Raw genomic sequence first — 25,855 nt, forward strand, 5'->3', positions numbered from 1 at the left:
CTTTTTTTGTATTTGTTAGGGTTGCTCAGCTCACGCTTCACGCCTTTGTAAGGGCGTCCTGCAATATATAATCCGCCGCTTTTTCGGCAATCATCACCGTCGGAATATTGGTATTTCCTGATACCAGGGTCGGCATGATCGAGCAATCAACTACCCGAATCCCTTGCAAACCGTGCACGCGTAAACGTTGATCCACCACCGCCAGAGGATCATCCTCAGGCCCCATCTTTGCAGTGCCCGCCGGGTGGAAAATTGTTGAGGCGTGGTTACGGCAAAACTCTAGGATTTCATCATCCGTACGCACTTCTGGGCCTGGTTTGAACTCCCGTTTCATCAGTGAATTCATTGGCGCTGAGGCGGCGACCTTTCGGGCGAATTTCACCGCGGCGACCGTTGTGCGTTTGTCTGTTTCTGTCGACAGATAGTTAGCCTGGATGGCTGGGGCATCGAACGGATCGCTGGATTTGATGCGCACATACCCACGCGCTTCCGGGCGCAATTGACACACCGAATATGTGCAGCCGGAAAACGGATGAACCTTGCCAGCTGCGTGATCGGCAGACAGCGTAGCGAAGTGAAACTGGGTATCGGGCGTGGGGTTCTCGTCTGGCAGTGACCGACAGAACATCCCCCCCATATTGATACCTACTGCCAAGGGCCCACTACGGTTCAACAACCATTGCAGGCCCATTTTTGCCTGGCCGCTGAGTGACTTGAGGGTATCGTTAGTGGTGATGGGCTCGCTGACCTCGTACATCAGACGTACCTGCAGATGATCTTGCAGATTTTCCCCAACGCCTGGAAGGTGGTGAACCACAGGGACCTGATACCGCGTCAGCAATTCAGTGGCTCCAATACCTGACAATTGCAGCAACTGAGGTGTCTGAATGGCACCCGCGCAAAGTAACACTTCCTTACGCGCCTGAAGCTCCTGACACTTTCCATTCTGCTGAAACAGCACACCGATTGCGCGCTTGCCATGCATGAGCACTCGTGTCACTTGGGCATCGGTTTCGACGGTGAGATTTGGGCGCCCTCGCGCGGGCTTCAGGTAGCCACTGGCAGTCGAGCACCTGAAGCCATTTTTAGTGGACAACTGGAAATAGCCAACTCCTTCTTGCTTACCATCATTGAAGTCGGCAACCCGCGGAACACCGCAGGCTTGCGACGCCGAGATAAAAGCGTCAACCAGCTTGTTCGGGCCTGGTACGGTGGTTGCCCACATTGGCCCACCCTCTCCACGCGTTGACGAAGCGCCCAAATCATTGTGTTCAAGGCGTCTGAAATAGGGCAAGCAGCGCTCCCAACTCCAGTCTGGGTTTCCCAACGTCGCCCATTCATCATAGTCGCGAGATTGACCTCGAATATAAATAAGCCCGTTGATGGAACTGGAACCTCCCAGCGTTCTACCGCGGGGTTGATATATTTGGCGGCCATTTAAATTCTGATCGGGTTCTGTTTCAAAGCCCCAGTTATAGGTTTTGTGAAACATGGTCTTACCATACCCGATTGGAATATGTATCCACGGATAACGGTCAGGAGGACCTGCTTCTAGCAGACAAACCGTATACTTGCCGTTGGCGCTCAGACGATTGGCCAGTACGCACCCAGCGGAGCCGGCGCCAACGATGACGTAATCATAGTGTTGCATCTATACACCCTCATTTTTGTCGTTATCGAGGTAATGCAAGGTTGTTGAATTGCTGCATGTGGTATTGAATGTTTACTCCCCCCGTGTTCACCCAGCAAGGGCATAGCGTGACCACGGTGCAAAGTGGAACAGAATCAGTCGATACGAACCAAAAACGAGGTCCTGATGCCCTACAGCCCCGACGATGCAGGCAATGACACCCGTGCTATCCGCGCGCTCCTGATCCTGGAGCGCATCGCACAATCTGGCCAGCCGGTCACGAACTCCCGTCTTGCGCAACGCCTGGGCATACCTAAGGCGACATTGAGCCGCCTGCTGACGGCTTTGCAGGACGGCGGTTTCATCACTCGCAATGTTGAGTGTGATGGTTACGTGGTGGGGCCTCGCGCCACCGAAATGGCATTGGGCACGCTACGCAGTGCCGCCTTCACCCGCTCCTGCAGAACAATCCTGCGCGGGCTAGTACAAGCCTTGGGGGAGTCGTGCAATCTCACTGCCCTGGATGGAGATGAGGTGATTCACATTGAACGGGTGGAGACGTCCCACGCACTGCGTTTGCACGTCGTGCCGGGATCGCGGCATCCACTTCATTGCACGGCGGGAGGCAAGTTATTTTTGGCGATGATGCCCCCTCATGATCGAGAAGCACTCATCACCCGATTGAGATTGGTACGGATGACCAAGCACACCCTGAGCTCTGTCGATCAGCTCAGGGAAGCCTTGGACAAGATCAATCAGCGACAGGTGGGCATAGACGACGAAGAATACATACAGGGAATGATCGGCATCGCGGTGCCGGTCTTCAATGCTCAGGGGGCCGTCACCGCTGCAATTGTGTGCCACGCCGCCAAGGCCAGGGCCGATCTCGCAGATTTACTGGGTCATGTGTCTGAGCTGAGAGCAGCCGCTCGAGAGCTGTCAGGGTTGATTTATCATCACGCCCAAGGGCCGGTTCAAACGGAGTAAGTCTGTGCCAAGGCGTGATGGGTGGTCGTGCCGGCGAAGGCGACGCAGGGCTCGCGTCCAGGCTCTTTCAATACCTGCACGCGGGTTTCATTGCAGCGGATGATCATGAGCCCACCGCTTAGAGCAGAACCGCAGAAATCCTACTGCTTTTTGGCTCGCATCGTGGAACTGGTTGCCTTCCCCTCGCTATTGCTGCATCAACTGACTAACAGTGGTCCTAGAGCGGCGGTGGTCGACGCCGTTAGGAAGTAATCCAACTGCAAATCGAGGACCTGCGCCGTTTGGACACCGACACCTAACTGTATGCGCTGAGTGCAATCGACGGTGACAGTAGCGCGTGCGGCGGGAAAAGGCGCCGCAGCGGCCAACGATACAACCACTGATCGCCTGGCACGTTGAGGCGCCGGCCAGCAACGGCCCACAGTCTCCCAGTTTTACAAAGGAGGCCTGGTATCAACTGCAAGTCTGTCTGGCTATGAGATTGCGCACATCGTTGAAAGTGGCGCCGTACTGGCCGGTCTCGACAGCGCCTGGGTGGCACACAGCCTAGGCTCAGGTTTCGTCACTGAAGCTGGACGCCAAGAGAAGCCACAAGATCATGGCGAAGACTGAGCGCCGCAGCGCCAGCACAGCGATGGGTTGCTTTCAGACCAGGTCGCTACCAGACAGTCAAGCGAGTGAATTTTTGCATCGCCCTCTTCAGTCTGCCATCCACATGCCATCGCCCACCTGACATTTTCGTTTAGCCGATTCGCATCTACTGACCTGGCGCGACTAGCGCCTTCAGATGTATGTGTCCGTACCAGAGTTTTCGATCTTTTATCAATTAGAATCGCAAGACCCCGGAAGCAGAGTTATCATTGTTAGTCGCGTGCCATAGACCTGCCGCTCCAGCAATCACAGGCTGGGTGGTGAGTAAAAAATGCTTTGAGGATGTGTGGATGTCAACGCTACCTCGTCTTCGCCGAAAGCTCGTCAGACCCTTGAGGCCAACGGCATATTTGCTACATCCCGATCCCGATGAGTTCGGCCCTATACAGGTATACCAGAAAGTCTTACATGGCTTCGCTTTTGCAGATGTTCGTGACCTGTTATCGGCCACTTCTTCTGGTATCGAGCCACAGGTCTGGGCACGGATACTCGGTCTACCACAAAGCCAACTAAGTCCACAGCGAAAGCAAAGGCTGAGTTGGCTGACACCGCAGCAGAGTGCTACCGCCTTAAACTACTCCTGCATTCTAGAGCTAGCGATCGAGGTCTTCGGCTCGCAAAAGTCTGCTGAAGACTGGCTTATTCGACCTTGCACATACTTTGGCAGAGAGTTACCGCTAGATATCTTGACCACTGCGATTGGATTTCAAGCTCTGGAAATTTACTTGAAGCAAATCGCTTATGGCCTCTATCTTTAGCTTTGACAAAGATCACAGCAAAGCATAAAAGTCAGCACTAAAAGCAATGCCAATGCCCAATAAGGCCAACATGTTTTGGCACAGCGTTATTTATGCCCAATGATGAGTAAAAGTTAAATGGTTACTATACAATTAGCTCTCTAAGCTTAGAGTTTTCACGCGTTTGATAACTCTCTGTAGCGCACAGGGCGACAAAAGCTCCACCAGAGTCATTGCGTGTCAGTAAATTTTTCCGCAAAGGAGTGCGGCACTGGCTTCGGAAATTATAGGTTGTCATTTGCAGAAGTGTTGCACCCCGTTCATTTGGAAAGTAAACAACATCGGGCCTACAGAGTATTGCAAAATTTTGTCCTTTCGACATATGATACTCTAACCGAGCAAGTATCGTTAAGAAAACCAATACAGCCTCACGATAAGTCCAGTTTGTTAGCGGTTTTGGCGATTTTCTCCTATTAAAATCACTGAGCAAGACAAAGTCACTGCCTGGCATTGGCCATACATGATTAGATGCCTTAATGCACAGAAGAATGAACGCCAATGCTAACGGGCAGAGCGGAATTGTCCTAGATTGGCCGTCGGGGTAGCCAGCAATTAAACAGCCATCCTCATAACATTGAGAATGCTTAGCCAAAAATCTATTTTTAACGCGACTTAATATTTCAACCTGAGAATGCAGGCGCAGATAATCACCGAGGTCAAAATCTGAATCGCACCTATAAATTCTTTCATGCACAAAAGTTCTGAACCTACCGGCAACCATAAATGGTGGCGAGAATTGCCGGACCCCTGCCAAACTTTCAGGGCTAAGCATTTCAAACAACCTCTCGCCAGCGCCCGTCAACTCCGTTCGCGCGAGATCTGACTTATAATATAAGCCACTGTAACCACTTTCGGCACCTTCCAACTCATAGATTTTTCGATACCAGTCTGCTTGGGCCCGACCAAAATAATCAAGAGCCGCTTCCAGTCCAAGTGAGCGGCGCATTCTAATTTCGCGACGAAGACCAATCTCTTGAAATCCGCACTTATCACAGCGTTCCGAAACACTAGGTATATGAGCATTGGTAAATCCCTTAAAAAAACGCCGCCTACAGGAATCGCAAGCCACACTAAGCGACCGCTTATGCATTGGACAAACCCGGTGCAAGTTAATTGAATTGAACGCCGAGTGATAGCCAAACTTTACGCATTCAATGCAGAATGTGAATGTAGCCATTGGGCTAATGAGTGCATTGGCAGGCGCATGAGTCCAAGGCAGGTGAGCAGTCAGATCTAACAAATTATTTTCCAACCCCCTTTCAATCTTCCGGGTGATCAACCAATGACTTCGATCCTCATCTGGCACTCCTCCTCCGAACTGTCTAGCCAAATCAGGTAAGCAGACAAAATTACTATGCGACAATTTTATATAAATTGAATAAATCGATTCATATGGCATAGGCCCGCATTCCGGATAATAGATTTCCATCCTACGCCCTCAAGTCCGTTACATTCTTACAAAACTCCCTAAAATTACTCTCTCGCACGGCCTCTTCAACTAGATCTTGTGGCACGATCAAAGTATCAGAATCATCGCCACCTAAGATCACCAACAAATAAGCAACCACCTGCGCAACATGTTCCATTGGGAGGTTATTTACATATTTTCCGGCCGCAACGCGCGACATTTCACGCCAGATATCAGGTGCAGTACTTGCCAGTCTAAATCCCGCCGCATAGGCTTGAGGGAGAACATTTCTAGTGAAGCTGTGACCAAGAAGGCTTTCATTCGCACAATCATCATATAATTTTAGCACTTGATTAAGCTGCCCGAGAGTAGTGACGCCTTGAAGTGGACGAATATCAGACAGAAACCTGCCAATAATGTGCCTATCGTCATTGCGGAGGAACTCTTCCACGACCTTCTGAATCGACGGCATTGCAAATGAGATGACTGTCATGGTTATCTTTTCTGCACGTAATTTGTTGTAGATGTCCGCGAGCTGAGTGAAATCAACAATTGAAAGCCTTGATAACTCATCTATTAAAAGAACAATCTGTTTAGCATTGCGAGCTTCAGCCCTGATTTTGAGGCGTTCCACCAACATGGACTGCCGCTGGATGAACGTCGTTCGCGCTTTCGGGAGAATGCCTTCCTGCTCTATTAATTGGTGCACAATCGAGGAGTAGCGAGGTGATGAGGCATCCTTATTTGTTGCTGGAATCATGAGTACATATACATTGGGAAATCGCTTTGGAATCTCCTCAAGTAATGCCTCGCAGCAAACGGTTTTGCCAACCCTAGGCTCGCCGGTGTAAACCACTCCTGTCTTACGCATTAGTACTTTAAAGCAAGCATTTTGAATGACTGCCAGTAAAGCAGGCGTGTTGAGTCGGTATTCTCTACTCAGTAAAGGGTGAGAATGTTCCATAGCTACCTCTCACTTAAGTATGTCCAAGTTTTTCCATCGCTCACTTAAGCTCGGTTTATCGGTAACAGATGTATCTACAGCCTGGTCCTCAGGTCTTTCAGCCACATGTCCACTACTTTCCTCCTTTAGCCGCTGGAGTTCGCGATTAGCTTGCGGAGAGGAACTATTCCTCATATGTCTGCGCCAGGCAAGTAGCGGACTTTCTCCCTCTAGAACTTCAAATTCGCGTTTACGAAGCGCTCTATTCACCAAGCGCCTAGTTGTTACACTATGAACTATATTACGCCATGCCGTTTCGACTGTTAAAATTCCAAAAAAAATTCCGTCAGGCAGGTAAGCTTCCACGTGGCGGTAGTCGTTTGGTGTGATTCGAATAGTTAAGGTGGTACCGATCAATCCTGAGGAATTCGACAGATCTGCACTAGTATAAATTGCCTGGTCCAATTTGATCCTGGGCCTGATACCTTTTATCGTACTACCAGTCACACGCGCTTTACGTGTAGTGCTGCCCAAGGCAATGCTATTCAAATAGGATTCGGAAGATGTAGTTAACAGAGTGTTCCGATCATTACAATATGCCAACAAAATCTCCAACGGGCTATGTGCTTTATTCAAGCCCCCCTGAGGCGTACCGTTGTAGTTAGCCGTGTACACATCCATCACCTCAAGCGCATTATCAACGTCAATTTGATAAAAGATAGCGGCTTTTTCCGGAAATTCCGCACGTCCGTTTTCAGGAGAAGAACCGGTTGTTGATTCAATCTGGTGCATGACCCTCGACGAGATCCGCTTGAATAGCGCCTCAACCTTAGACCTTCTCGCTGGCTGCTTCAAGGGGCCGAAGTTAATACCAAACCCAATCGAATGCAAAGCGAGTTCATACACCTGATTCGCATGATGCTGCATTGCATTATCCAAGCAGACTGCTCCCCAGGTATGATTTTTTAAGGCTGGTATTGAATACCCCGGCATACCCCCTGCCTCGGAATACTTTAAGCCTGGAACATGCAGTGTTTCTCGAGGAACCCAGCATCCGGTATATGCATCGCAAATTAAATCAACTAAATCCTGCGCTCTTATTTCACTGGAGAATACGAATTTTATAGCGAGCACCGCATTACTTCTCCGACACACCGCCGCAATCATCCATATGCGACTTATTACATCGCTGGTCTTGACGCGTCTGTCACCTGTTATATTCAACACAAAAAAGGCATCGACATGATAGGAGTCTATTTCAATCAGGTCGTAGACATCATAGTTATCGAAAAGAGGAATCTTTCCCGTACCTGCTTTGGAGTGGGTTAAGGCTAGCTTCCCCCCGGTAGCAAGCGCAGCCCGCTCAAAGTCGCTCTCTAGAATAGTATTAATATAGGTTCTTATAGTTTTACTGGCACCAGACAATTGATTGAAAGGCCATTCGCCTGGTAGCACCCCCTCGTCTTCGCAAATGTTATAAAAAACAGCACAAAGATATTTTTTATCATACTTTGCTCCGTGCCCGAATTTAACATCCTTGCGAAAAACCTCAGCCACAAATCTTTGAGCTATTTCTGGAAATTTTTCAAGTGTGTAGCTGAGAGCGCCTGAAAGACCGCCTTGTGCCTCAGTGTGTTTATCCGGCAGTGCTTTACGTCTGATATTTGAACCCATGCGGGAGTGCGGCACCAGACCTGCTTCGCCTAGAAATACGCCCTCAAGCAGCATCACTGTATAACGCTTGAACAACCTAGTCTGTTCACTTTCAATTATATCAGTCTGCTCCCGAATCTCTCGTCCTGTTAAGCCATCCAACCTCATCTCGATAGCTTTTTTTCGCCTTAAAAAAATAGCACGATCTTCCTCGCTCATCGCAGTTGCATCCACCGCCTTAAAACCCACCGCGATTACTTTTTCCTTTGTGATATTAATTTTCATTGAGGACCCACTCAGTATCTTGACTAAAGAAGCTGACCTGATAGCTCACAGAAATTACACGCTGCAAGAACAGGCGGGCAAAGACGACCAAAATTAGATTACCGTCAAAGCTTGATAGCGCCGACAAAAAACCACGCAGGGTACCTGTTCGGAGCGACTTAACATAGTTGATCGATTTTTCCTGGAGTTTATCAGGGATGTATAGATTCCTGCTCCCTGCGAGAAAGCTTGCTACTTTGAGGAGAGGTAGTATATGGTGCCTTTTTGGCATCCAGTCTTCATCATTAAACTCCATATACTTATATTTATACCGCTTGGCCACCAAGACTTTTTCTTCAAAATCCTTAGAACGCCCCTCTACTTGCAAATAGTGCAATTCATTTTCGCCTTCCACGGGAAAAACCTCAACGTGATAATTCAATACAATATCAGGATGTTGAGCGAAATCTAACGAGCCGGCCTTGAAACTAAAACATTTAATAGAGGGAGAAAATTCTAGGAATAATAACCAGTGTGCTAACTGCCTGTCGGTCGACAGCAATAAAACCTCCTTGGCTTTACAGCTATACACCGCCCACAGGTTGCCAAAGTGCTTACCGCGCTTGGTAAAATATGAAGTTCTACTATTTCTAGGCATAACCACCCCCATTTTAGGTTGTGGATATGCTGATCCTTATCTCAATTCCTTATGATTGGGGCATTCCAAAAATAATCCTTGGCCGTAACCCTAGTCGCCGTTCATTACTAACGCAAGACATCAAGCGCGCATAGCTCCCACCAATTACATACCGACAAGCAATAGTTTTCTTCTATTTACATATTTACTGCCTGCTTCGATATGCAGGGGCTGTTCTCAAGAAATTATATTTGCAAAGCAGACAACCCTCACTGTTAAGAACACCAGTTAGGTATCTGATTTCTGGGAGATTTTCTATCTATAAATATTTTGCATAATCACTTCCGGGTACTACTCTTAGCACGGCATCAATTAACGCTATCTCTGATAGAAACGCCCTTGCCCACCCCAAGCGGGCTTCCTTCTTGGAGCCACGTCGACTTCGCCACACGTGATTTGATCGTTTAACAAACTCCTGAGCCGGCCCGGTATATCCACCGGGCCGGTACGCAATCACTGATTGGCAAGCACGCGATCAATGACTACGAGCACTTCGCCCCCGCGTAGTTGCTCAGTCACCGCAACGATATCGGCGTAGAACGCGCGGTCTTCATTGGCCACTGGCACGCGACTGCGCACCAGTTCATAGAGCGCACGCGTGGCACTGGAGGCCTTGCCCACCTCATGAAAGTCCAGGGCCTGGCAGCCGACCAGGATCTCGATGGCTAGCACCGACTCCAGCTTGCGCGACACTTGGTACGCCTTTATGGCTGCGTTGAAGGCAAAGCTCACCGGGTCTTCTTGGTTGCCACAAGTGGAGACACTGTCGATGGTGGATGGGTGGGACAGCACCTTCATCTCCCCCACCAGCCCGGCGGCGGTGTATTGGATGATCATGTAGCCATTGTTGAGGCCGGGATTGCGCACCAGGAAGGCGGGCATTTCGCTGAAATGCGAGTTGACCATACGGTCGGTACGCCGCTCGGAGATCTTCGCCAGGTTGGTCATTGCGTTGCACAGCGTGTCCGCCGCCATGCCGATGTAGGAACCATCGAAGTTCGCCCCGGAGATGGCGATACCGTCATCGTCGCTGAGCGGGTAGATCACCGGGTTGTCGCCCGAGGAGCCGATCTCGTTGTCGATGCAGGCCTGGGCGTAGGCGATGAACTGCTTGGAGGCACCATGCACCTGGGGGATGGCGCGCAGGCTGTAGGTGTCTTGCAGGCGGTAGTCGATGTTCTCCTCGATCAGCTGGCTGTCACCCAGCAACTGCTTGATATAGCGAGCGGTCTGCGCCTGGGCGACATGGGCCTTGACCGAGTGGTAGCGCGGGTCGAAGGCCCGAATGGTGCCCTTGAGTACCTGCAGGGAAATGGCCGCGGCCACGTCCGCCGCCTGGGCCGCCTGGTTGGCGTTGTACTGCGCCAGGGTGGCGATGGCAGTGACCGAGGTCGTACCGTTGAGCATCGCCAGGCCTTCCTTGCACTGCAGTGTGATCGGTTGCATGCCCACTTGGCGCAATGCAGTCGCACCGTCCACCCATTCACCACCGGCAACGCTGGCCTTGCCTTCGCCGATCAGTACCAGCGCGAGATGGCCTTCAGGGCCGAGGTAACCGACCGAGCCCTCACTGGGGGCAAACGGCATCACATCGTTGTTGAGCAGCCCGGCAATCTGCTCCAGCAGCGCCATGCGTACACCCGAAAACCCCTTGCCCAAGCTGACCAGAATCATCAACTGCACGGCACGGACCTGTTCGCGGTTCAGCGGCTCACCCACTGACACCGCGTGGGAGCGCACGATATTCACCTGCAGTGTTTGCGCGTCCTCAGGCGAAATCACATGCCGGACGTTGTCGCCAAAACCTGTAGTCACGCCATAGACCAAGCGGTTTTCGTCGAGGAAGCGTTCAATCAGCTGACGCGAACGTGAAACGCGGGCACGGTAGGCATCGGAGAAACTCACTTTCGCACCATAACGGGCGACCGCGATGAACGCTTCGAGGGAGGGTTTGGCATCGTCCAGTACTACGCTGGCGATATCTTGGGGTTGCATGCGCATGGCTGTGCTCTCTCTGCTCATTGGCTTTTCCAGGGTGTAGAACGCCTGCCCCGTTCCAGAACAGGCGAAAAAACGCGTTGTTTTCGGGGTGTCAGGCGTGGCTGAGGATGAACCGGCTGAAACGTTCGCAGTGCTGCTCGTTGAACATCTCCTGCGGCGTGCCCTGAGCCTCGATCAGCCCCTGGTTCATGAACACCACACGGTTGGAAACGTTGCGGGCAAAGCCCATTTCATGGGTGACCACCAGCATGGTCCTGCCCTCCTCGGCCAGCGAACGCATCACCTTCAGCACCTCGCCAACCAGCTCCGGGTCGAGCGCCGAGGTCGGCTCGTCGAACAGGATGACCCGCGGGCGCATCGCCAGGGTGCGGGCGATGGCCACACGCTGTTGCTGGCCACCGGACAGGAACGCCGGGTAGTGGTCGCGCTTGTCGGCCATGCCCACTTTTTCCAGTAACGCCTCGGCTTCATCGATGCACTCGGCGCGCGGACGCTTCTGTACATGCACCGGGCCTTCAATGACGTTCTGCAGCACCGTCATGTGCGACCACAGGCCGAAGCTTTGGAACACCATGCCCAGCTCCGGGCGCATGCGATCGACCTGGCGCCGGTTGGCGGGGACCAGCACCTGGTGGCGACCACGCTTGAACACCACCTGCTCGCCGGCAACACGGATCTCGCCGGCATCGGGGACTTCCAGCAGGTTGATGCAGCGCAGGAAAGTGCTCTTGCCCGAGCCGCTGGCGCCGAGTATCGACACCACGTCACCCTCGTGGGCGTCCAGCGAGATGCCCTTGAGCACCTCCAGGTTGCCGAAGGATTTGCGGATGTGTTTTACCTGCAGCACTGGATCTGTAGTCATGCCACTTATCCTCTACGTACGCTGAGTGCGTACTTTTTTGTTGTTTGACACGCGGTGACGGGCTGCCGGGGCGACAACCAGTGTTCGACCCACGCCAGGATGCGAACGATCAGGAAGTTCAGAACCAGGTAGATCAGCGCGGCACACAGGAACACCTCGAGCGTGCGGTAGGTTTCGGCGATGATCCGCTGCGCCACGCCGGACACTTCGTAGACGGTGACCAGGCTTGCCAGCGAGGTCGCCTTCATCATCAGAATGATCTCCGTCGAATAAGCCGGCAGGCAGCTGCGCAGGGCGATAGGGATGATGATCCGTCGCGCCAGCAACCAGCCCGACATGCCCGCAGCCCGCCCCGCTTCGATTTGCTGCGGCGGCACGGCCAGCAAACCGCCACGGAAAATTTCCGCCATGTAGCCTGCCGTGCACAGCGCCAGGGCAATCACCGCGCAACTGAGCGGCTCGCGCAGCACCGGCCAGAGCAGGCTCTGGCGCACCTCGGGAAACTGGCTCAGCCCGTAGTAGAGCAGGAACATCTGGATCAGCAGCGGCGAGCCGCGGAACAGGAAGATGTAGCCGCGCGCCAGGTGACGCAGCGCAGCGACCTCGCACACCCGCATCCACACCACCAGCAAGGCCAGCAGCGTGCCGATGGTGACCGATGCGGCGAACAGCAGCAGCGTTGTCGGCAGCGCCCGCAACAGTTGCACCAGGGTGTCAGCAATGAAAGCGATATCTACAGACATGGTTGGCCCCCTTCAGCTGCGACGAAAAGTTCTGCCCACACGCAGTTCAGCGCGGGAGAAAACCAGGTTGGAAATGCCCGTCAACACCAGGTAGAGCGCGCAGCCAGTGATGAAGAACAACACGAACTGCCCGGTGGAGGCGGCGGCCACGCGGCTGGCGCGCATCAGTTCCACCAACCCCGTGACAGAAATCAGCGCCGAATCCTTCAGGGTGATCTGCCAGACGCCGCCGATGCCCGGCAAGGCGAAACGCAGGATCTGTGGCGCAATGATCCGGCGAAAGCGCAGCATCAGCGGCATGCCGATCGCCTTAGCCGCTTCCAGCTCGCTGCGCGACACCGCCTGGAACGCCCCGCGATACACTTCGGCCTGATAGGCGCCAGACACCACCCCGACCGCCAGCGCCCCCACCAGGAACGCCGGCATGCTGATAAAGCCCTCGGCACCGAACAGCCCGCCCACGCTGCTCACCAACGCCGAGCCGCCATAGAAAAACAGGTAGATCACCAACAGCTCCGGGATCCCCCGGAACACTGTGGTGTAGCCATCGCCCAGCCTCCGCAGCAGCCCGCTGGGGTGCAGCTTGGCGGCAGCGACGAGTGCACCCAGCACAGCACCGACCAGCAACGCCGCCAACGTCACCAGTACCGTCATGAGCGCGGCCATGAGCAACACACTGCCCCAGCCCTTTGCGCTAAAACCAATCAACTCGATCACCGTAGTCCACCTATAACCGTGTCAGAGAACCGCCGGCCCGCGCTGATGCGCGAGCGGCCTGTCGGTGCCTGGCGCCACTGGGGCGCCAGACGGACCGGGGTCATTGGGTGGGCGGCGTGAAGTCGTGCTTGAACCATTTGCGGCTGAGCTCGCTGATCGTGCCGTCGGCGATCAGCGAATCGATCGCAGCGTCGAGCTTGGCCTTGAGCTCCGGCTCGCCTGGACGTATACCGAAGGCCTCCCCTTCGCCCCAGATCGGCCCATTGATAGCCGGGCCGACCAGTACCAGCCCACTGTCGGCGCCGCGCTGCATTTCCCCGGAAAGGAAGCCGAGGTCTTCGAACACCACGTCGACACGGCCGTTCTTCAGGTCCATCAGCGGCTCGGGCGGGGTCTTGTATTCACGGATGGTCGCCACCTGGCCAAACTGGTCGCGGATGAACTTGCTGTACACGGTGCCGGAGACGATCCCGATCAGCTTGCCCTTGAGGCGTTTGCGCAGGTCATCCACCGCAGGCGTATCCAGCTCAGGGTTACCGCGCAAGTGCAAGGTACCGCTGCCCAGGTCGACAGCGCTGGACTGCAGCGCAATGAACGTGGCCGGGGCCTTGGTGTAAGGGCGGGAGAAGTCGATCACCTTGCGCCGCTCCGGGCTGATCGCCAGGGCGTCCATCACCACATCGAACTTGCCAGCCTTGAGCCCCGGGATCAGGCCATCCCAATCCTGGGCAACGATCGTGCAGCGGGCTTTCATGCGCTCGCACAAGACCTTGGCCATCTCCGGTTCGAAGCCATCGAAAGAGCCGTCTGGCAAGGTGCGGTTCCAGGGTTCATAAACGCCCTCCGTGGCGATCTGTATGTGGTTCCACTCCTTGGCGTGGGTGTTCAGCGAGAAACTGGCAAGCAACATCATCAGCGAGCAAGCGGCGAATCGAGTTTTTTTGTTGTTCATCTTTAATTCTCCGATGCGAAGCACGGTAAGGGGCACGCGAGGCAAGGCAAGTCTGGAGGCGGGCATCAGTCGATAGGCATCAGGCCTCTGGCGGGTTCATCATTGGCCGCGTGGTGCGGGCCTCTATTGATCGATCAGCGCCAACACCACCGGCGAGGTCGGCCGTGCGCAACACAACAACACCTGGCCAGGCTCAGGCGGCATCAACGGCGCCTCGCTGTACTCGACACTGCCGCTAAGCAGCGGGGTCAGGCAGCTGTTGCACAGCCCGGCGCGACAACTGAAGGGCGGCGCGAACCCGGCCTGCTCGGCACAGTCGAGCAGCGAGGGGCAGGCGGCATCCCAGGCCACGGACTGCCCCGACGGCTCGAAGCGCACGGTCAGGTCACCGGCGGGCGCAGGCTCCGGCGGCGCCACAGGGGGAGCAGCCGGGGCTTCGTCTTCATCGAGGATCGTGGCCGGGCCGAAGAACTCATAACGAATGCGCGCCCTGTCGATCCCCAGGCCACGCAGCAGCCGCCAGTTCGCCTGCATGAACGGGCGCGGGCCACACAGGTAGGCGTCGTAGTCATCGAGGGGCAGTAATGTCTGCAGGGTTTCCCGACTGACCAGCCCGCTGCTGTGATGGTGCGCACGTTTCAAGTCGTCATCGGTCGGCATCCGGTAGCAGAAGTGCACCACGATCCCAGCGCGCCTGGCGGCCACCGCCAACACCTCGTCGCGCAGGGCATGCACGGCGCCGTTCTCGCAGGCATGGATGAAGTACACCGGCCGCGTGGTACCAGCCAGACGATGCAGCATGCTCACCATGGGGGTCAGGCCCACCCCGCCGCTGAACAACAGCACAGGCCGCTCGCTGCTTTCGTCCAGTACGAACGTACCGGACGGGCCAGCGATTTCCAGTTGCTCGCCCACTTCCACTGCTTGATGCAAGAAGCTCGACCCCACGCCGGCCGGCAGGCCGGGCGAATGTGCCGGCGGCAATTCGTGCTTCACCGAGATGCGCAGTTGCGAGGGATCGCCCGGGTCGCCCGACAGGCTGTAGGCGCGCAGCACCTGTGGTCCTTCGGCCTGTGGTATGCGAACTACGATGAACTGCCCCGGGCGAAATGCCACCCGGCCCTGGTGCACGGCAGGTTCGAGTACGAACGAGGTTATCGACACGCTTTCTCGCACCTTCCTGGTCACCTGGAAGCGCGCAAAGCCCTTCACGGCGGGAATGGTGTCAAGCATGGGCTTTGACCTCGCGGGTATCGATCAGCTTGGCGGCGCCTGTCTGTTCTTCGCGGATCATGCGCTCCATGGCGCGACGAAAACGCAGCGGGCCTGAGTCGATGGCCAGGTCGATGTTGGCGGTCTGGCGGTTTTTCATGCCAGCATGCACAGCGGCGAGGATCACCCGGTCCTCCTCGAAAGCCCGGCGCACGTCAGCAGCGAACTGACGCGAGACGCTCTCACTGTCGGCATCGAAGTTACGCAACTGGAACCAGTAGTAACGGGTACGGTTTTCATCGACCGGCGTCATGAAGTTGTAGGAGTCCATCAAGAACGCTTTATCGTGCGCAGGTACAGCATCGCCGCCGTAGCCGGCCGGGGTATGGACCCCCTTGATGATCGCGTGCGCCGGGTAACGCACCTCGTAGTACTGCAAGCGATCGCAACGCCCCTGGAACTTTAGGTACTGCTGGTAGAACGGCGCAACGTCGATGTCGTACAGCCACCGCGACACAACTACGCCATCCTCCTTCTCCACGGTTTCCAGCGGCTGCGATTCGCAGGCCGAGGTGCCAAAGGTGCTCTGGTGCACCCAGGCGACATGAGAGGGGTCGAGCAGGTTGTCGGTCATGTACAGGTAATTGCAGTCGATTGTCATCGAATCGCCGCGGTTCAACCCCCAGTTCGGGTCATCCCACTCGGCAATGTTTAGAAGCTTGGCCGGGTCGGCCAGCGCCGGATCACCCATCCACAGCCATACCAGGCCATAGCGCTCCTCTACCGGGTAACTGCGCACCTTCGCCGTCTGAGGAATACGCGACACGCAAGCGGCCTTCACGCAGGCGCCAGCACTGTCAAACGTCAGCCCGTGGTAGCCACACTCGACCACATCACCCTGCAGGCGCCCCATCGACAACGGCAGCTTACGGTGCGGGCAAGCATCCTCCAGGGCAACGACGGCGCCGTCCGCCTTGCGATACAGCACGATGGCTTCGCCAAGGAGGATGGTCGGATGCAAGGCCTGCTTCACTTCGGTGTCCCAGGCGGCGGCGTACCAGGCGTTTCTCAAGAACATGGCGTGTAGCTCCTCTTATTGTTATGCGAAGCGTCGCTTCTTGAGAAAAAGCCTATGCCCGGGGCGAACAAAAGAATAGATGTGCTTTTCTGTTGATTACTTAAGTATTTCTAAACTAAAAATACACACCTTCCCTACGAGGCGCACTCATGAGCCACCTGCCACCGTTACGCGCACTGGAAGTTTTCGAAGCCGTCGGCCTGTGCGGCGGCATCACCCAGGCCGCCAAGCGCCTGGGCATTTCCGCCGGTGCGGTCAGCCAGCAAATGAAGCTGCTGGAAGAAGCCGTGGGCCTTAGCCTTACCGCCAAGGAGGGCCAGCGCCTGCGCCTGAACGCAGCCGGCCAGCGTTTTCATGAAGGGTGCAGCCAGGCCTTCGAACGCCTGCGGGCGGCCTACGCGGAGCTGGAGCGCGGCAAGAACGCCAACAACCTCTACATCAGCGCCCTGCCCTCACTGCTGTCCAAGTGGCTGGCACCACTGGTGGCCGACTGGCAGCTGGAGCATCCACAACTGAGCGTCTACCTCGACGGCACCCACACCGAGCCTTCGGAGGCGCAAGCCAACGGCGTGGACTTTCGTCTCAGTTACGGAGAAGGCATTCACGATGACCAACACACCATCGAGCTGTTTCGTGATTGCGTGGTACCGGCCTGCAGCCCGGCGATGTTGGCGGGTACGGTGGAGCCACGCGAACTGCTGGCCCACCCACTGATCACCATCGACTGGCGACCGAAGTTCGACTCACCGCCGTCCTGGGAGCAGTGGTTTGCCGATGCCGGTGTCGGCGAGGTCATCATCCGCAACTACCGGATCTACTCCCTCTCCGCCATGGCAATTCAGGCGGCGATCGAGGAACAAGGCATCGTCCTGGCGCAGTATTCGATGATCCGCAGGGACCTGGATAGCGGCCGCCTGGTCATCCCGTGCATGCGTGCGTTGCCCATGCCGGCGGCGTATTACGTGACGTGGAACCAGAACAGCTTCCACCGTAGCCAGTGCCGGGCCTTTCAGCGGTGGTTGATAAATCAGGGTCGGGATCAGCAGGAAATGACGAATCAACTGCTAGGCGCTGAGAATGAGCCATCTTCTTAGAACGGCGCATATTCTGGCCTGTTTCTCTGTTTTCAAACGAAATTCAATTGCCGATGGACAAGCTGTGTGTCAGCGCAAAGCTGGCAGCCCCCCAACGGCGGCCAAGATTTCATCAAATACCACTCGAACCCTTCCCGGAACGGGGCCACGCTGAGGGCGATAGACGTACAACCCCCATGCCGGTGGCTCTTCGTCTTGCAACACCTGCACGAGTTTCCCGCTGGCAATGTAGGGGGCCGCCATGTAGTCCGCCAGTTGGGCGAAAGCGACCCCGGCCAGTGCGGCGCCTATTTCCATGTCGGCATTGTCGGCAATAAGCGTGGGCGCTGCGGGTATCCACTGCTGCCCCGCTTTGAAGTGCCAAGGCCACGGGCGTCCGGTATTGGTGTCCAGGGCTGCGGCGATGGGCAGGCCAACCAGCGCATCGATATCGCCAGGTGCGCCCACTTTCTCGATAAGGCGTGGAGCAGCAACGATGGGCAGCCTCATGTCGCCTGCTCTGCGTGCGATGAAGCGGCTATCGCGCATGAACCCGACCCTGACGCCAACGTCGATCCCGTCGTCAACCGTATTGCTGATGCGGTCGGACAAGCGCACATCCAAGGTGATCCTGGGATGACGCCCCGCAATACGCTCCAACGCCGGTAGAACTGCTCTGGTACCCAGGCTGTGCGGTGCGGTGATGCGCACCGTGCCCGACAGAGCATCCTGCTCGTCGGCCACAGGCGGTCGCCACAGATCCTCGAACCGCTCCAGCACAGGGCGCACCTGTTCCAGCAAGCCTTCGGCATAGGCGGTAATGCGGACCTGTCGCGTGCTCCGATGGAACAGCACCTCGCCGTAGTGCCTCTCCAGCTGCTGAATGGCTCGCGTGACGCCTTGAGGGGAGGCCCCCAGACGCACGGCTGCGTCGCGAAAACTGCTGCTTTCGGCCGCCACCCGAAATATGCGCAGCAGTTCGATATCTTTCGTCATTGCTCACGCCTCATGGCCAGGTTCGTCATATGCCAATTATTCCAAATATAGGAATTATAAAATCGCGACAATTCCATATACAACATCTCTGCCGTTTCCCAAACTGACAACACAGTGGAATGCTCCGCTCCTGAACCAGTTAGCAAGGAAACAACATCATGAAATCACGTGCCGCAGTCGCCTTCGGGCCTGGAAAGCCGCTGGAAATCGTTGAGATTGACGTCGAGCCGCCACGCAAAGGCGAAGTGCTCGTCAGGATCACCAATACTAGCGTTTGCCATACCGACGCCTTCACCCTGTCGGGCGACGACCCCGAAGGTCTGTTCCCGGTCGTACTGGGCCACGAAGGGGCGGGTATCGTGGTGGAGGTGGGTGAAGGTGTGACCAGCGTAAAACCTGGCGATCACGTCATTCCGCTGTACACCGCCGAATGCGGCGAATGCCTGTTCTGCAAGTCCGGCAAAACCAACCTGTGTGTTGCGGTTCGCGCCACCCAGGGCAAGGGGTTGATGCCCGATGGTACGACCCGTTTCTCGTACAACGGCCAGCCGCTTTACCACTACATGGGCTGCTCGACCTTCAGCGAATACACGGTGGTTGCCGAAGTCTCGCTGGCCAAGATAAACCCGAATGCCAATCCCGAGCATGTCTGCTTGCTGGGTTGCGGTGTGACTACCGGCATCGGCGCCGTTCACAACACGGCCAAAGTGCAGCCGGGCGACTCAGTGGCGATCTTCGGCCTCGGCGGCATCGGTCTCGCTGCGATTCAGGGTGCACGCCAGGCCAAGGCGGGTCGCATCATCGCCATCGACACCAATCCGGCGAAGTTCGAACTGGCTCGTACCTTCGGCGCCACCGAATGCCTTAACCCGAAGGACTTCGACAAGCCGATCCACGAGGTGCTCATCGAGATGACCGGCTGGGGTGTCGATCACACCTTCGAGTGCATCGGTAACGTCAACGTGATGCGTTCGGCCCTGGAAGCTGCCCACCGTGGTTGGGGCCAATCGATCGTCATCGGCGTGGCCGGTGCCGGCAAGGAAATCTCTACCCGTCCGTTCCAGCTGGTTACCGGCCGGACCTGGAAGGGCTCGGCTTTCGGCGGCGTCAAGGGTCGTACCCAACTCCCGGGCATGGTGGAAGACGCCATGAAAGGCGAGATCGATCTCGCCCCGTTCGTCACCCACACCATGGGCCTCGACGACATCAACAAGGCCTTCGACCTGATGCACGAAGGCAAGTCGATTCGCACGGTGATCCACTACTGATCGCCCACAAACCACTCAACACCAACCATCAAGGAAATCAATCATGTCCAATCCTGTCATCTCCGGCGACGGCATCTTCTCGCACGTCTTTATCGGTGCCGCCGATGTTCAGAAATCGGCCGCATTCTACGACGCCGCGCTGGGTGCCCTCGGCATCAACAACCTCGGCCCTTTCGGCAATGGGTGGGTGCTTTTCGGTCGCGAAAAGCCGGCTTTCATCATCGCCCGCCCGGGCAATGGTGAAGCGCCCTCCAGCAATGGCGTGACGATTGGCTTTGCGGCCGCCACTCCCGCCGAAGTGGACGCTTTCCACGTCGCCGGCCTTGCCGCAGGCGGCACCGACGAGGGGCAACCTGGCGCACGGGGTCACCTGCCGGGTGCCTATGCGGCCTACCTGCGCGATCCGGCCGGCAACAAGGTCTGTTCGTACACCTTCGTCTGAAAGCAACAAGGCTGAGGACGATATGAAAGGGTCAGCACAAGCCGCTGTACAGCGACGGTGCCAGCTCATGAAGAACAGCCCGCAGCCATGTGCGAAACGCATGGCTGCGGGCATAAGCCTTGAAGTGTGTTTTCGACCAATCAGAGATGAGGATCAAATGGCGATGGATTCGTTGCCCCAGGCCCGATCATATCCGGCATCCCTTTGAAACTTCTGCTAGTGCCTCATTAACGTCACCTCCACGAGCAACGCAATAAGGCACCTACACGCGCGCAGATACCAGCCAAAATCAGGACGTTGATTGATTTTCTAGTCCAGAAACGAGAGCTTCTATGCTGACGGTGCAAAATCTAATTGCAATTGATTCACTGAAACTGCAGGTTGTCGCCGGCATGGCAGGGAATGGGCATTGGGTGTCTCCTTTTATTATTGTTCAACGCTTGAACAGGAGACTAAGACGCCTTTGCGGTACTGGAAATCGTTAAATATTCAGGTTTCCGAGCCTGGTTTTGTACAAATGTATGACCCCAAATGCACCGACTTTGAAGCACGTTGGCGCTGCTTTGCCATGCTTGCCCGCAATGGTGTGGTCAAGACCAACGACACCGGTCTGACAGCATTACTCGAAGGCTAGGCTGCATTGATCGGCTGACCTGAATCGCCCCTCGACCGGATAGCTAGGGTCGGTGTAATACGGCGTGGAGCAATGCCCCGGCGGCACCAGGCTGTCGACAAAGCACTCGTCCTGCTCCTCGATACGCACCTGCAATGCCTTCAGGTAACCGTGCCACTGCGCTTCGGTGCGCGGCCCAGCGATGACCGAACTGACGCAGCGGTTATTGAGGACCCAGGCCAAGGCAAAGGCCGCACTGCTGATGCCGCGCGAGGCGGCGTGGGCAGCAACGGACTGGGCGATGTGCAGGGATTCGCGCCGCCATTCGGTTTGCCGGATGCGCTGGTCGCCACGCCCTGCCCGGCTGTCCGGCGGTGGCGGGCCTTCTGGGGCGTACTTGCCGGTCAGTACGCCCCGCGCCAGCGGGCTGTAGGGCACAACGCCCAAACCGTAGTGATAGGCGGCAGGCAATTGTTCGACCTCGACGGTACGGTTGACCAGGTTGTATAGCGGCTGGCTGGCCACCGGCCGGTCCAGGCCCATCTCGTCGGCCAAACGCACTACCTCGGCAATGTACCAGCCGCGCAAGTTCGACACTGCGAAATAACGCACCTTTCCCTGACGGATCAGGTCGCCAACGGCGCGCACGCCCTCTGCCAGGGTCACACCGGGAACGGCACGGTGGAAGTAGAGGATATCGAGGTAGTCGGTGCCAAGGCGCTTGAGGCTCGCTTCGACGACCTGGTTGATCCATTTGCGCGACTGGCCCTGGCGGTTCGGGGCAGTGTCTACGGGTGAGCCGAACTTGCTGGCCAGCACCCAGTCGTCGCGCTGGGAGGCGATGCCCCGGCCGACGATACGCTCGGCGGCACCACCGGTGTAAACGTCGGCGGTGTCGATGAAGTTGACACCCTGAGCATGAGCGTGGGCAATGATGCGCTGGGCGGTCGGTTCGTCGGTGGCACCACCAAACATCATGGTGCCCAGGCACAAAGGGGAAACCTTCAGAGCACTGCGGCCCAAGTAGCGGTAGTCCATGAATATCACCGTGGGAAGGGTTGCAAGTATGCTGGCAGCGGCTGTGTCACGGGGCACGCTCGCATTGGCGCTGATGCGAGAGCCCCGTGCCAGGTGATCAATCCTGCTGGAACACCTCACGGGCACAGCGGAAGCTGTCCACCGCCGCCGGCACCCCGGCGTAGATCGCCGCCTGCAGGAACACCTCGCGGATTTCCGCCTTGCTCACGCCATTGTTCAGCGCGCCACGAATGTGCAATTTGAGCTCGTGAGGCCGGTTGAGCGCGGTCATGAACGCCAGGTTGAGCAGGCTGCGGGTGCGCCGGTCCAGGTCTGGTCGGTTCCATACATCGCCCCAGCAGTACTGCGACACCAGTTCCTGCATCGGCATGCCGAACTCATCGGCGTTGGCCAGCGCGGCGTCCACGTAGGCGTCGCCGAGTACTTCACGTCGGGTCTGCAGCCCGCGTTCAAACAGTTCCTGATTCATGCAAGGTTCTCCGTTTCGATTCTGCCTAAGCGCCGGGGCGCCAGCCGCCCCGGCGTGACTGTCACTTGGCCGCGGCCACCCACTGATCGAACTGTGCCTGGTTGGCACCTATCCACTGGTCGGCGAGCTTGCGGATCATTTCCGGCGAGCCGCCCTCCTTGCCTATCGCCGCCTCCCACTGCGACCACACGGCAGTGGGGAAATGCACCTGCTGCATCAGTTGCCTGATCGCCGGGTTGTCCGCGAGGAACTGCTTGTTCGCAACCGTGTGGTAGTTCCATGAGCCCATGGCCATGCGGCACGGGTTGGCGTCGCCGGCGCAGCCCTCGACGTCCTTGACCAGCGCCGAGCCGTCGTTGGGAATGTCCGCTGGCAACGCATCCTTGGGCGTAGGCAGCCACAGCACGTCGCGGCCTGGCACCAGCGCATTGGTCACCCAGGACGGGCTCCAGGCGTAGAAGAACACTGGCTTGCTGCCCTTGACCTTGGTCACTACGTCGGCCATCAGCGCCTCGTACTTGCCACGCACCTGCCGCACCGTGCCGGTCAGTTCGAAGGCCTTCATCTGATAATCGATCACCTTGCCACAGCTCCACGCTGGGTCGCAGCTGGTCAACTCGGCCTTGCCGCCGGCGCCGAACAGCGCGGCGATCTTCGGATCTTTCAACTGTTCCAAGGTGGTGATGTTGTTGGCCAGTGCGGTCTTCTTGTCTATCAGATAGCCATTGATGCCACCGCCAATGATCATCCCCTCCCCGACCAGCTCAGCGTCCTTCGCCACGGCGCGAAAGCCGGGTTCGCGCTGTGGCAGGGTGATATCGGTGCCGATGTCCATGTCGTGTTGGGCCACGGCGGGGAAGAACAAGGTATTGTCCAGGGTGACCAGCTTGACCTTGTATCCCAGCGCCTTGAAGGCGTCGGAGACAATCTGCGCCACTACATAATTCCCCCCCAGGCTACTGTCCTGGGCATAGCGGATGGTCCGGCCATCACCGGGCAACCCTTCGGCCCGGGCGGTGCCTGTCAGGGCCAGAAGTATGGCGGCACAGGCGAGCGTCTTGTGGAACATGTTCATCGTTGTCTACCTTCTTCTTATGCTCGTTATCGGGTTGTGACACACACGCAAACGCATCAAGCAAGGTGCTGTGGCTCAATGCCCCTGGGACAGCAGGCGTTCGCCGCGCAGACAGCGGCGAAGCACGCTTTTCAACGTCAGACCATTGCCTGGCCGAGGTGCACCCAGTGCCTGGGAAAAACGGTCGAGCATGATCGCCAGCAGCACGATGGCGATGCCACCGACCGCCGCGCCGCCAACGTCGAGCCGGCCGATACCCTGCAGCACCACCAGGCCAAGGCCCTCGGCGCCAATCATCGAAATCACCACCGACATCACCATGGCGGTCAGCACCGTCTGGTTCAGGCCGCCGAGGATAGTCGGCATTGCCAGCGGCAACTGCACCTCCCACAACAGCTGCCACTTGTTGGCCCCGAACGCCTGGCCGGCTTCGACGATCTCGCTGTCGACCATACAAATCCCCAACTGGGTGAAGCGGATCAGCGGCGGCATCGCTGCAGTGGCAACCGCCACTTCACCGGGCACGTTGCCGACACCGAACAGCATCACCACCGGCACCAGGTACACGAAGGTCGGCGTGGTCTGCATCACATCCAGCACCGGGCGCACCACCATCCATGCAGCAGGGCTACGTGCGCACCAGATGCCAATGGGGATACCGATTACCGCGCAGAACACGATGGCCGTGGTAATCAGCGACAGCGTGGTCATCGCCTCCGACCACACCCCAAGCACTGCGATGGTCACGTAGGCGGCAACGCTGAACAGCGCCACTCGCAGGTTGGCCAAGCGCCAGAACAACACGAAGGTCAGCAGCACCATCACCGGGAACGGCATGGCATGGAAAGCACCGTCGACGAAGTTGAGCAACTGCTCGATCGGCCATTTCAGGCTGGAGAAAAAGGGACGGAAGTTCTCCGCCAGCCACTGCACGCCGTTTTGTATCCAGTCGGCGATGGGGAACACCGCCAGGTCGTTGGCTTCAAGCATGTCGCACCTCCACGCCCTGAGCGGCGCCAATCCGGGCCAGAATATGCCCCGCATCCAGGAACCCGAGCAGCCGCCCGGCCTCGTCTGTCACCCCCACCGGCTGGCCACCGATGCACTGCGGCGCCACGTCCACCAGCCGTGCCGTGCTCGGCACGCAAATGAAGCCGGCTGCGGGCTGAGGTGCCTGCTGGCCGCTGCAGGCCAGGGCGACCTGCTGCTGGCTGAGGATGCCCAGCAGCCGCTGATCGCCATCGACCAGGAAGCCTGGCCCCAGATTGCTGGCACCCAGCAGGGTGCGGCCTTCGCCGCGCCAGACCGGTGTCAGCGCGGTCATCACGGAAGCGGCGTCGAACACCCGAGCGCGGTCGACCTCGCGGGTGAAGCCGGCGACGTACTCGCTGCCAGGCTCCATGACGATCGACTGTGGCGTACCTTCGCGGACCACCCGCCCTTCGGACATGATGGCGATGCGCGAGCCAAGCTTGAGCGCTTCCTGGAAGTCGTGGGTGATGAACAGGATGGTCTTGTTCAGGGTGCGTTGCAGGCGCAGCAGTTCGTCCTGCATCTCGCTGCGGATCAGCGGGTCGAGGGCGCTGAATGCCTCGTCCATGATCAGCACGTCAGCGTCTGTTGCCAGGGCGCGGGCCAAGCCGACGCGCTGGCGCATACCGCCACTGAGTTCATGGGGCATGTGGTAGGCCCACTTGCCCAGGCCCACTACCGCCAGCACCTCTTCGGCCCGGGCGCGGCGCTGGGCCGGCGCGGTGCCGCGCATCTTCAAGCCGAACTCGACGTTCTCGATCACCCGCCGGTTGGGCAGCAGGCCAAAGTGTTGAAACACCATGGAGATCCGCGAGCGGCGCACCTCACGCAGGCCCTCCTCGTCCAGTGCGCAGAGATCTTCGCCATCAAGCAGGATGCGCCCGGCGCTGGGCTCGTTAAGGCGGTTGATGCAGCGCGCCAGGGTAGATTTGCCCGAGCCGGACAGGCCCATGATCATGTAGATCGAGCCGGACGGGATGCGCAGCGACACGTCGTCCACGCCCACCACCTGGCTCAGGGTTTCCAGCACCTCGGCGCGGCCCTTGCCTTCGTGCAACATCGCCAGCGCGGGGCCGGGCTTGTCGCTGAACACCTTGTAGAGATTCTCGATGACCAATCGGTCAGTCATGGCTGCGACTCCTCGTGCAAGTTCGGATGGCCCGCGAACCGAGCTCGCGGGGACACGGCAGTCGATGAAGGCCCGGCCTCACGCAAGGCGGCCAGGTGGAGGGATATCGAACCGCTTTTTATTCG

General features: G+C 57.3%; 23 protein-coding genes. 5 read left to right on the forward strand and 18 right to left on the reverse strand.

Annotated elements, in window-relative coordinates:
• Positions 1-37 precede the first annotated feature (37 nt).
• Positions 38-1,651 carry a GMC family oxidoreductase gene (locus APH42_RS00540; protein ID WP_060492432.1) on the reverse strand — a complete coding sequence of 538 codons (1,614 nt, stop codon included), beginning with the start codon at positions 1,649-1,651 and terminating at the stop codon, positions 38-40.
• Positions 1,652-1,816: 165 nt separating this feature from the next.
• On the opposite strand from APH42_RS00540, the gene APH42_RS00545 reads away from it, so the two are divergent.
• Both APH42_RS00545 and APH42_RS30735 read left to right on the forward strand, forming a co-directional pair.
• Positions 1,817-2,617, forward strand: coding sequence for an IclR family transcriptional regulator (locus APH42_RS00545; protein WP_046786284.1), 801 nt, complete (start codon positions 1,817-1,819; stop codon positions 2,615-2,617).
• Between the two features lie 941 nt (positions 2,618-3,558).
• On the forward strand, positions 3,559-4,026 hold the full coding sequence (locus APH42_RS30735) for an antitoxin Xre/MbcA/ParS toxin-binding domain-containing protein (protein WP_080952114.1): 468 nt from the start codon (positions 3,559-3,561) through the stop codon (positions 4,024-4,026).
• A gap of 124 nt (positions 4,027-4,150) precedes the next feature.
• Here APH42_RS30735 and APH42_RS29780 read toward each other — a convergent pair whose 3' ends face one another.
• From APH42_RS29780 to APH42_RS00595, 11 genes are all read right to left on the reverse strand, one after another.
• Complete coding sequence (locus APH42_RS29780) at positions 4,151-5,011, reverse strand: hypothetical protein (protein WP_156352697.1); 861 nt, start codon at positions 5,009-5,011, stop codon at positions 4,151-4,153.
• Positions 5,012-5,495: 484 nt separating this feature from the next.
• Positions 5,496-6,437 carry an ATP-binding protein gene (locus APH42_RS00555; RefSeq protein WP_046786286.1) on the reverse strand — a complete coding sequence of 314 codons (942 nt, stop codon included), beginning with the start codon at positions 6,435-6,437 and terminating at the stop codon, positions 5,496-5,498.
• Positions 6,438-6,446: 9 nt separating this feature from the next.
• Entirely contained in the window at positions 6,447-8,354 is a 1,908-nt protein-coding gene (locus tag APH42_RS28930) for a hypothetical protein (RefSeq protein WP_082421358.1), read from the reverse strand.
• Positions 8,344-8,895 carry a hypothetical protein gene (locus tag APH42_RS29785; RefSeq protein ID WP_156352698.1) on the reverse strand — a complete coding sequence of 184 codons (552 nt, stop codon included), beginning with the start codon at positions 8,893-8,895 and terminating at the stop codon, positions 8,344-8,346. The genes APH42_RS28930 and APH42_RS29785 overlap by 11 nt, the downstream gene beginning before the upstream one ends.
• Before the next feature lie 588 nt (positions 8,896-9,483).
• A complete protein-coding gene (gene hutH, locus APH42_RS00565) occupies positions 9,484-11,031 on the reverse strand; it encodes a histidine ammonia-lyase (RefSeq protein ID WP_060492434.1) in 1,548 nt (515 codons plus the stop codon).
• A gap of 91 nt (positions 11,032-11,122) precedes the next feature.
• Positions 11,123-11,893, reverse strand: a complete 771-nt coding sequence (locus APH42_RS00570) for an ABC transporter ATP-binding protein (RefSeq protein ID WP_060492435.1) — start codon at positions 11,891-11,893, stop codon at positions 11,123-11,125.
• 5 nt (positions 11,894-11,898) lie between these two features.
• On the reverse strand, positions 11,899-12,636 hold the full coding sequence (locus APH42_RS00575; RefSeq protein WP_060492436.1) for an ABC transporter permease: 738 nt from the start codon (positions 12,634-12,636) through the stop codon (positions 11,899-11,901).
• Positions 12,637-12,648: 12 nt separating this feature from the next.
• Positions 12,649-13,353 carry an ABC transporter permease gene (locus APH42_RS00580; protein ID WP_305728941.1) on the reverse strand — a complete coding sequence of 235 codons (705 nt, stop codon included), beginning with the start codon at positions 13,351-13,353 and terminating at the stop codon, positions 12,649-12,651.
• A gap of 100 nt (positions 13,354-13,453) precedes the next feature.
• Positions 13,454-14,305, reverse strand: a complete 852-nt coding sequence (locus tag APH42_RS00585) for a transporter substrate-binding domain-containing protein (RefSeq protein ID WP_060492437.1) — start codon at positions 14,303-14,305, stop codon at positions 13,454-13,456.
• 123 nt (positions 14,306-14,428) lie between these two features.
• Positions 14,429-15,538 (reverse strand): FAD-binding oxidoreductase, encoded by a 1,110-nt coding sequence (locus APH42_RS00590; protein ID WP_060492438.1) that lies wholly within the window; start codon positions 15,536-15,538, stop codon positions 14,429-14,431.
• Positions 15,531-16,595 carry an aromatic ring-hydroxylating dioxygenase subunit alpha gene (locus APH42_RS00595; protein ID WP_060492439.1) on the reverse strand — a complete coding sequence of 355 codons (1,065 nt, stop codon included), beginning with the start codon at positions 16,593-16,595 and terminating at the stop codon, positions 15,531-15,533. Before APH42_RS00595 ends, APH42_RS00590 begins: the two co-directional genes overlap by 8 nt.
• A gap of 149 nt (positions 16,596-16,744) precedes the next feature.
• On the opposite strand from APH42_RS00595, the gene APH42_RS00600 reads away from it, so the two are divergent.
• Positions 16,745-17,689 carry a LysR substrate-binding domain-containing protein gene (locus APH42_RS00600; RefSeq protein WP_060492440.1) on the forward strand — a complete coding sequence of 315 codons (945 nt, stop codon included), beginning with the start codon at positions 16,745-16,747 and terminating at the stop codon, positions 17,687-17,689.
• 69 nt (positions 17,690-17,758) lie between these two features.
• On the opposite strand, the gene APH42_RS00605 is transcribed toward APH42_RS00600, so the two are convergent.
• A complete protein-coding gene (locus APH42_RS00605; RefSeq protein ID WP_060492441.1) occupies positions 17,759-18,664 on the reverse strand; it encodes a LysR family transcriptional regulator in 906 nt (301 codons plus the stop codon).
• A gap of 158 nt (positions 18,665-18,822) precedes the next feature.
• Here APH42_RS00605 and APH42_RS00610 point away from each other — a divergent pair, with 158 nt between their 5' ends.
• Both APH42_RS00610 and APH42_RS00615 read left to right on the forward strand, forming a co-directional pair.
• Positions 18,823-19,932: an S-(hydroxymethyl)glutathione dehydrogenase/class III alcohol dehydrogenase gene (locus APH42_RS00610; protein WP_060492442.1), complete on the forward strand. Its 1,110-nt coding sequence runs from the start codon at positions 18,823-18,825 to the stop codon at positions 19,930-19,932.
• A 43-nt stretch (positions 19,933-19,975) separates the two neighbouring features.
• The gene (locus tag APH42_RS00615; protein WP_060492443.1) at positions 19,976-20,374 is read left to right on the forward strand and encodes a VOC family protein; all 399 of its coding nucleotides are present in this window, start codon (positions 19,976-19,978) and stop codon (positions 20,372-20,374) included.
• Positions 20,375-20,993: 619 nt separating this feature from the next.
• Here APH42_RS00615 and APH42_RS00620 read toward each other — a convergent pair.
• The 5 genes from APH42_RS00620 to APH42_RS00640 form a co-directional block, all read right to left on the reverse strand.
• The gene (locus tag APH42_RS00620; protein ID WP_060492444.1) at positions 20,994-22,025 is read right to left on the reverse strand and encodes an aldo/keto reductase; all 1,032 of its coding nucleotides are present in this window, start codon (positions 22,023-22,025) and stop codon (positions 20,994-20,996) included.
• A 97-nt stretch (positions 22,026-22,122) separates the two neighbouring features.
• Complete coding sequence (locus APH42_RS00625) at positions 22,123-22,494, reverse strand: carboxymuconolactone decarboxylase family protein (protein WP_060492445.1); 372 nt, start codon at positions 22,492-22,494, stop codon at positions 22,123-22,125.
• 61 nt (positions 22,495-22,555) lie between these two features.
• Positions 22,556-23,569: a glycine betaine/L-proline ABC transporter substrate-binding protein ProX gene (gene proX / locus APH42_RS00630; protein WP_060492446.1), complete on the reverse strand. Its 1,014-nt coding sequence runs from the start codon at positions 23,567-23,569 to the stop codon at positions 22,556-22,558.
• Positions 23,570-23,644: 75 nt separating this feature from the next.
• Positions 23,645-24,559 (reverse strand): proline/glycine betaine ABC transporter permease, encoded by a 915-nt coding sequence (locus APH42_RS00635; protein WP_060492447.1) that lies wholly within the window; start codon positions 24,557-24,559, stop codon positions 23,645-23,647.
• The gene (locus APH42_RS00640; protein ID WP_060492448.1) at positions 24,552-25,730 is read right to left on the reverse strand and encodes a glycine betaine/L-proline ABC transporter ATP-binding protein; all 1,179 of its coding nucleotides are present in this window, start codon (positions 25,728-25,730) and stop codon (positions 24,552-24,554) included. Before APH42_RS00640 ends, APH42_RS00635 begins: the two co-directional genes overlap by 8 nt.
• Positions 25,731-25,855 lie beyond the last annotated feature (125 nt).

It is taken from the genome of Pseudomonas sp. NBRC 111140 (assembly GCF_001320885.1).
GTDB classification, from domain to species: Bacteria; Pseudomonadota; Gammaproteobacteria; order Pseudomonadales; family Pseudomonadaceae; genus Aquipseudomonas; species Aquipseudomonas putida_P.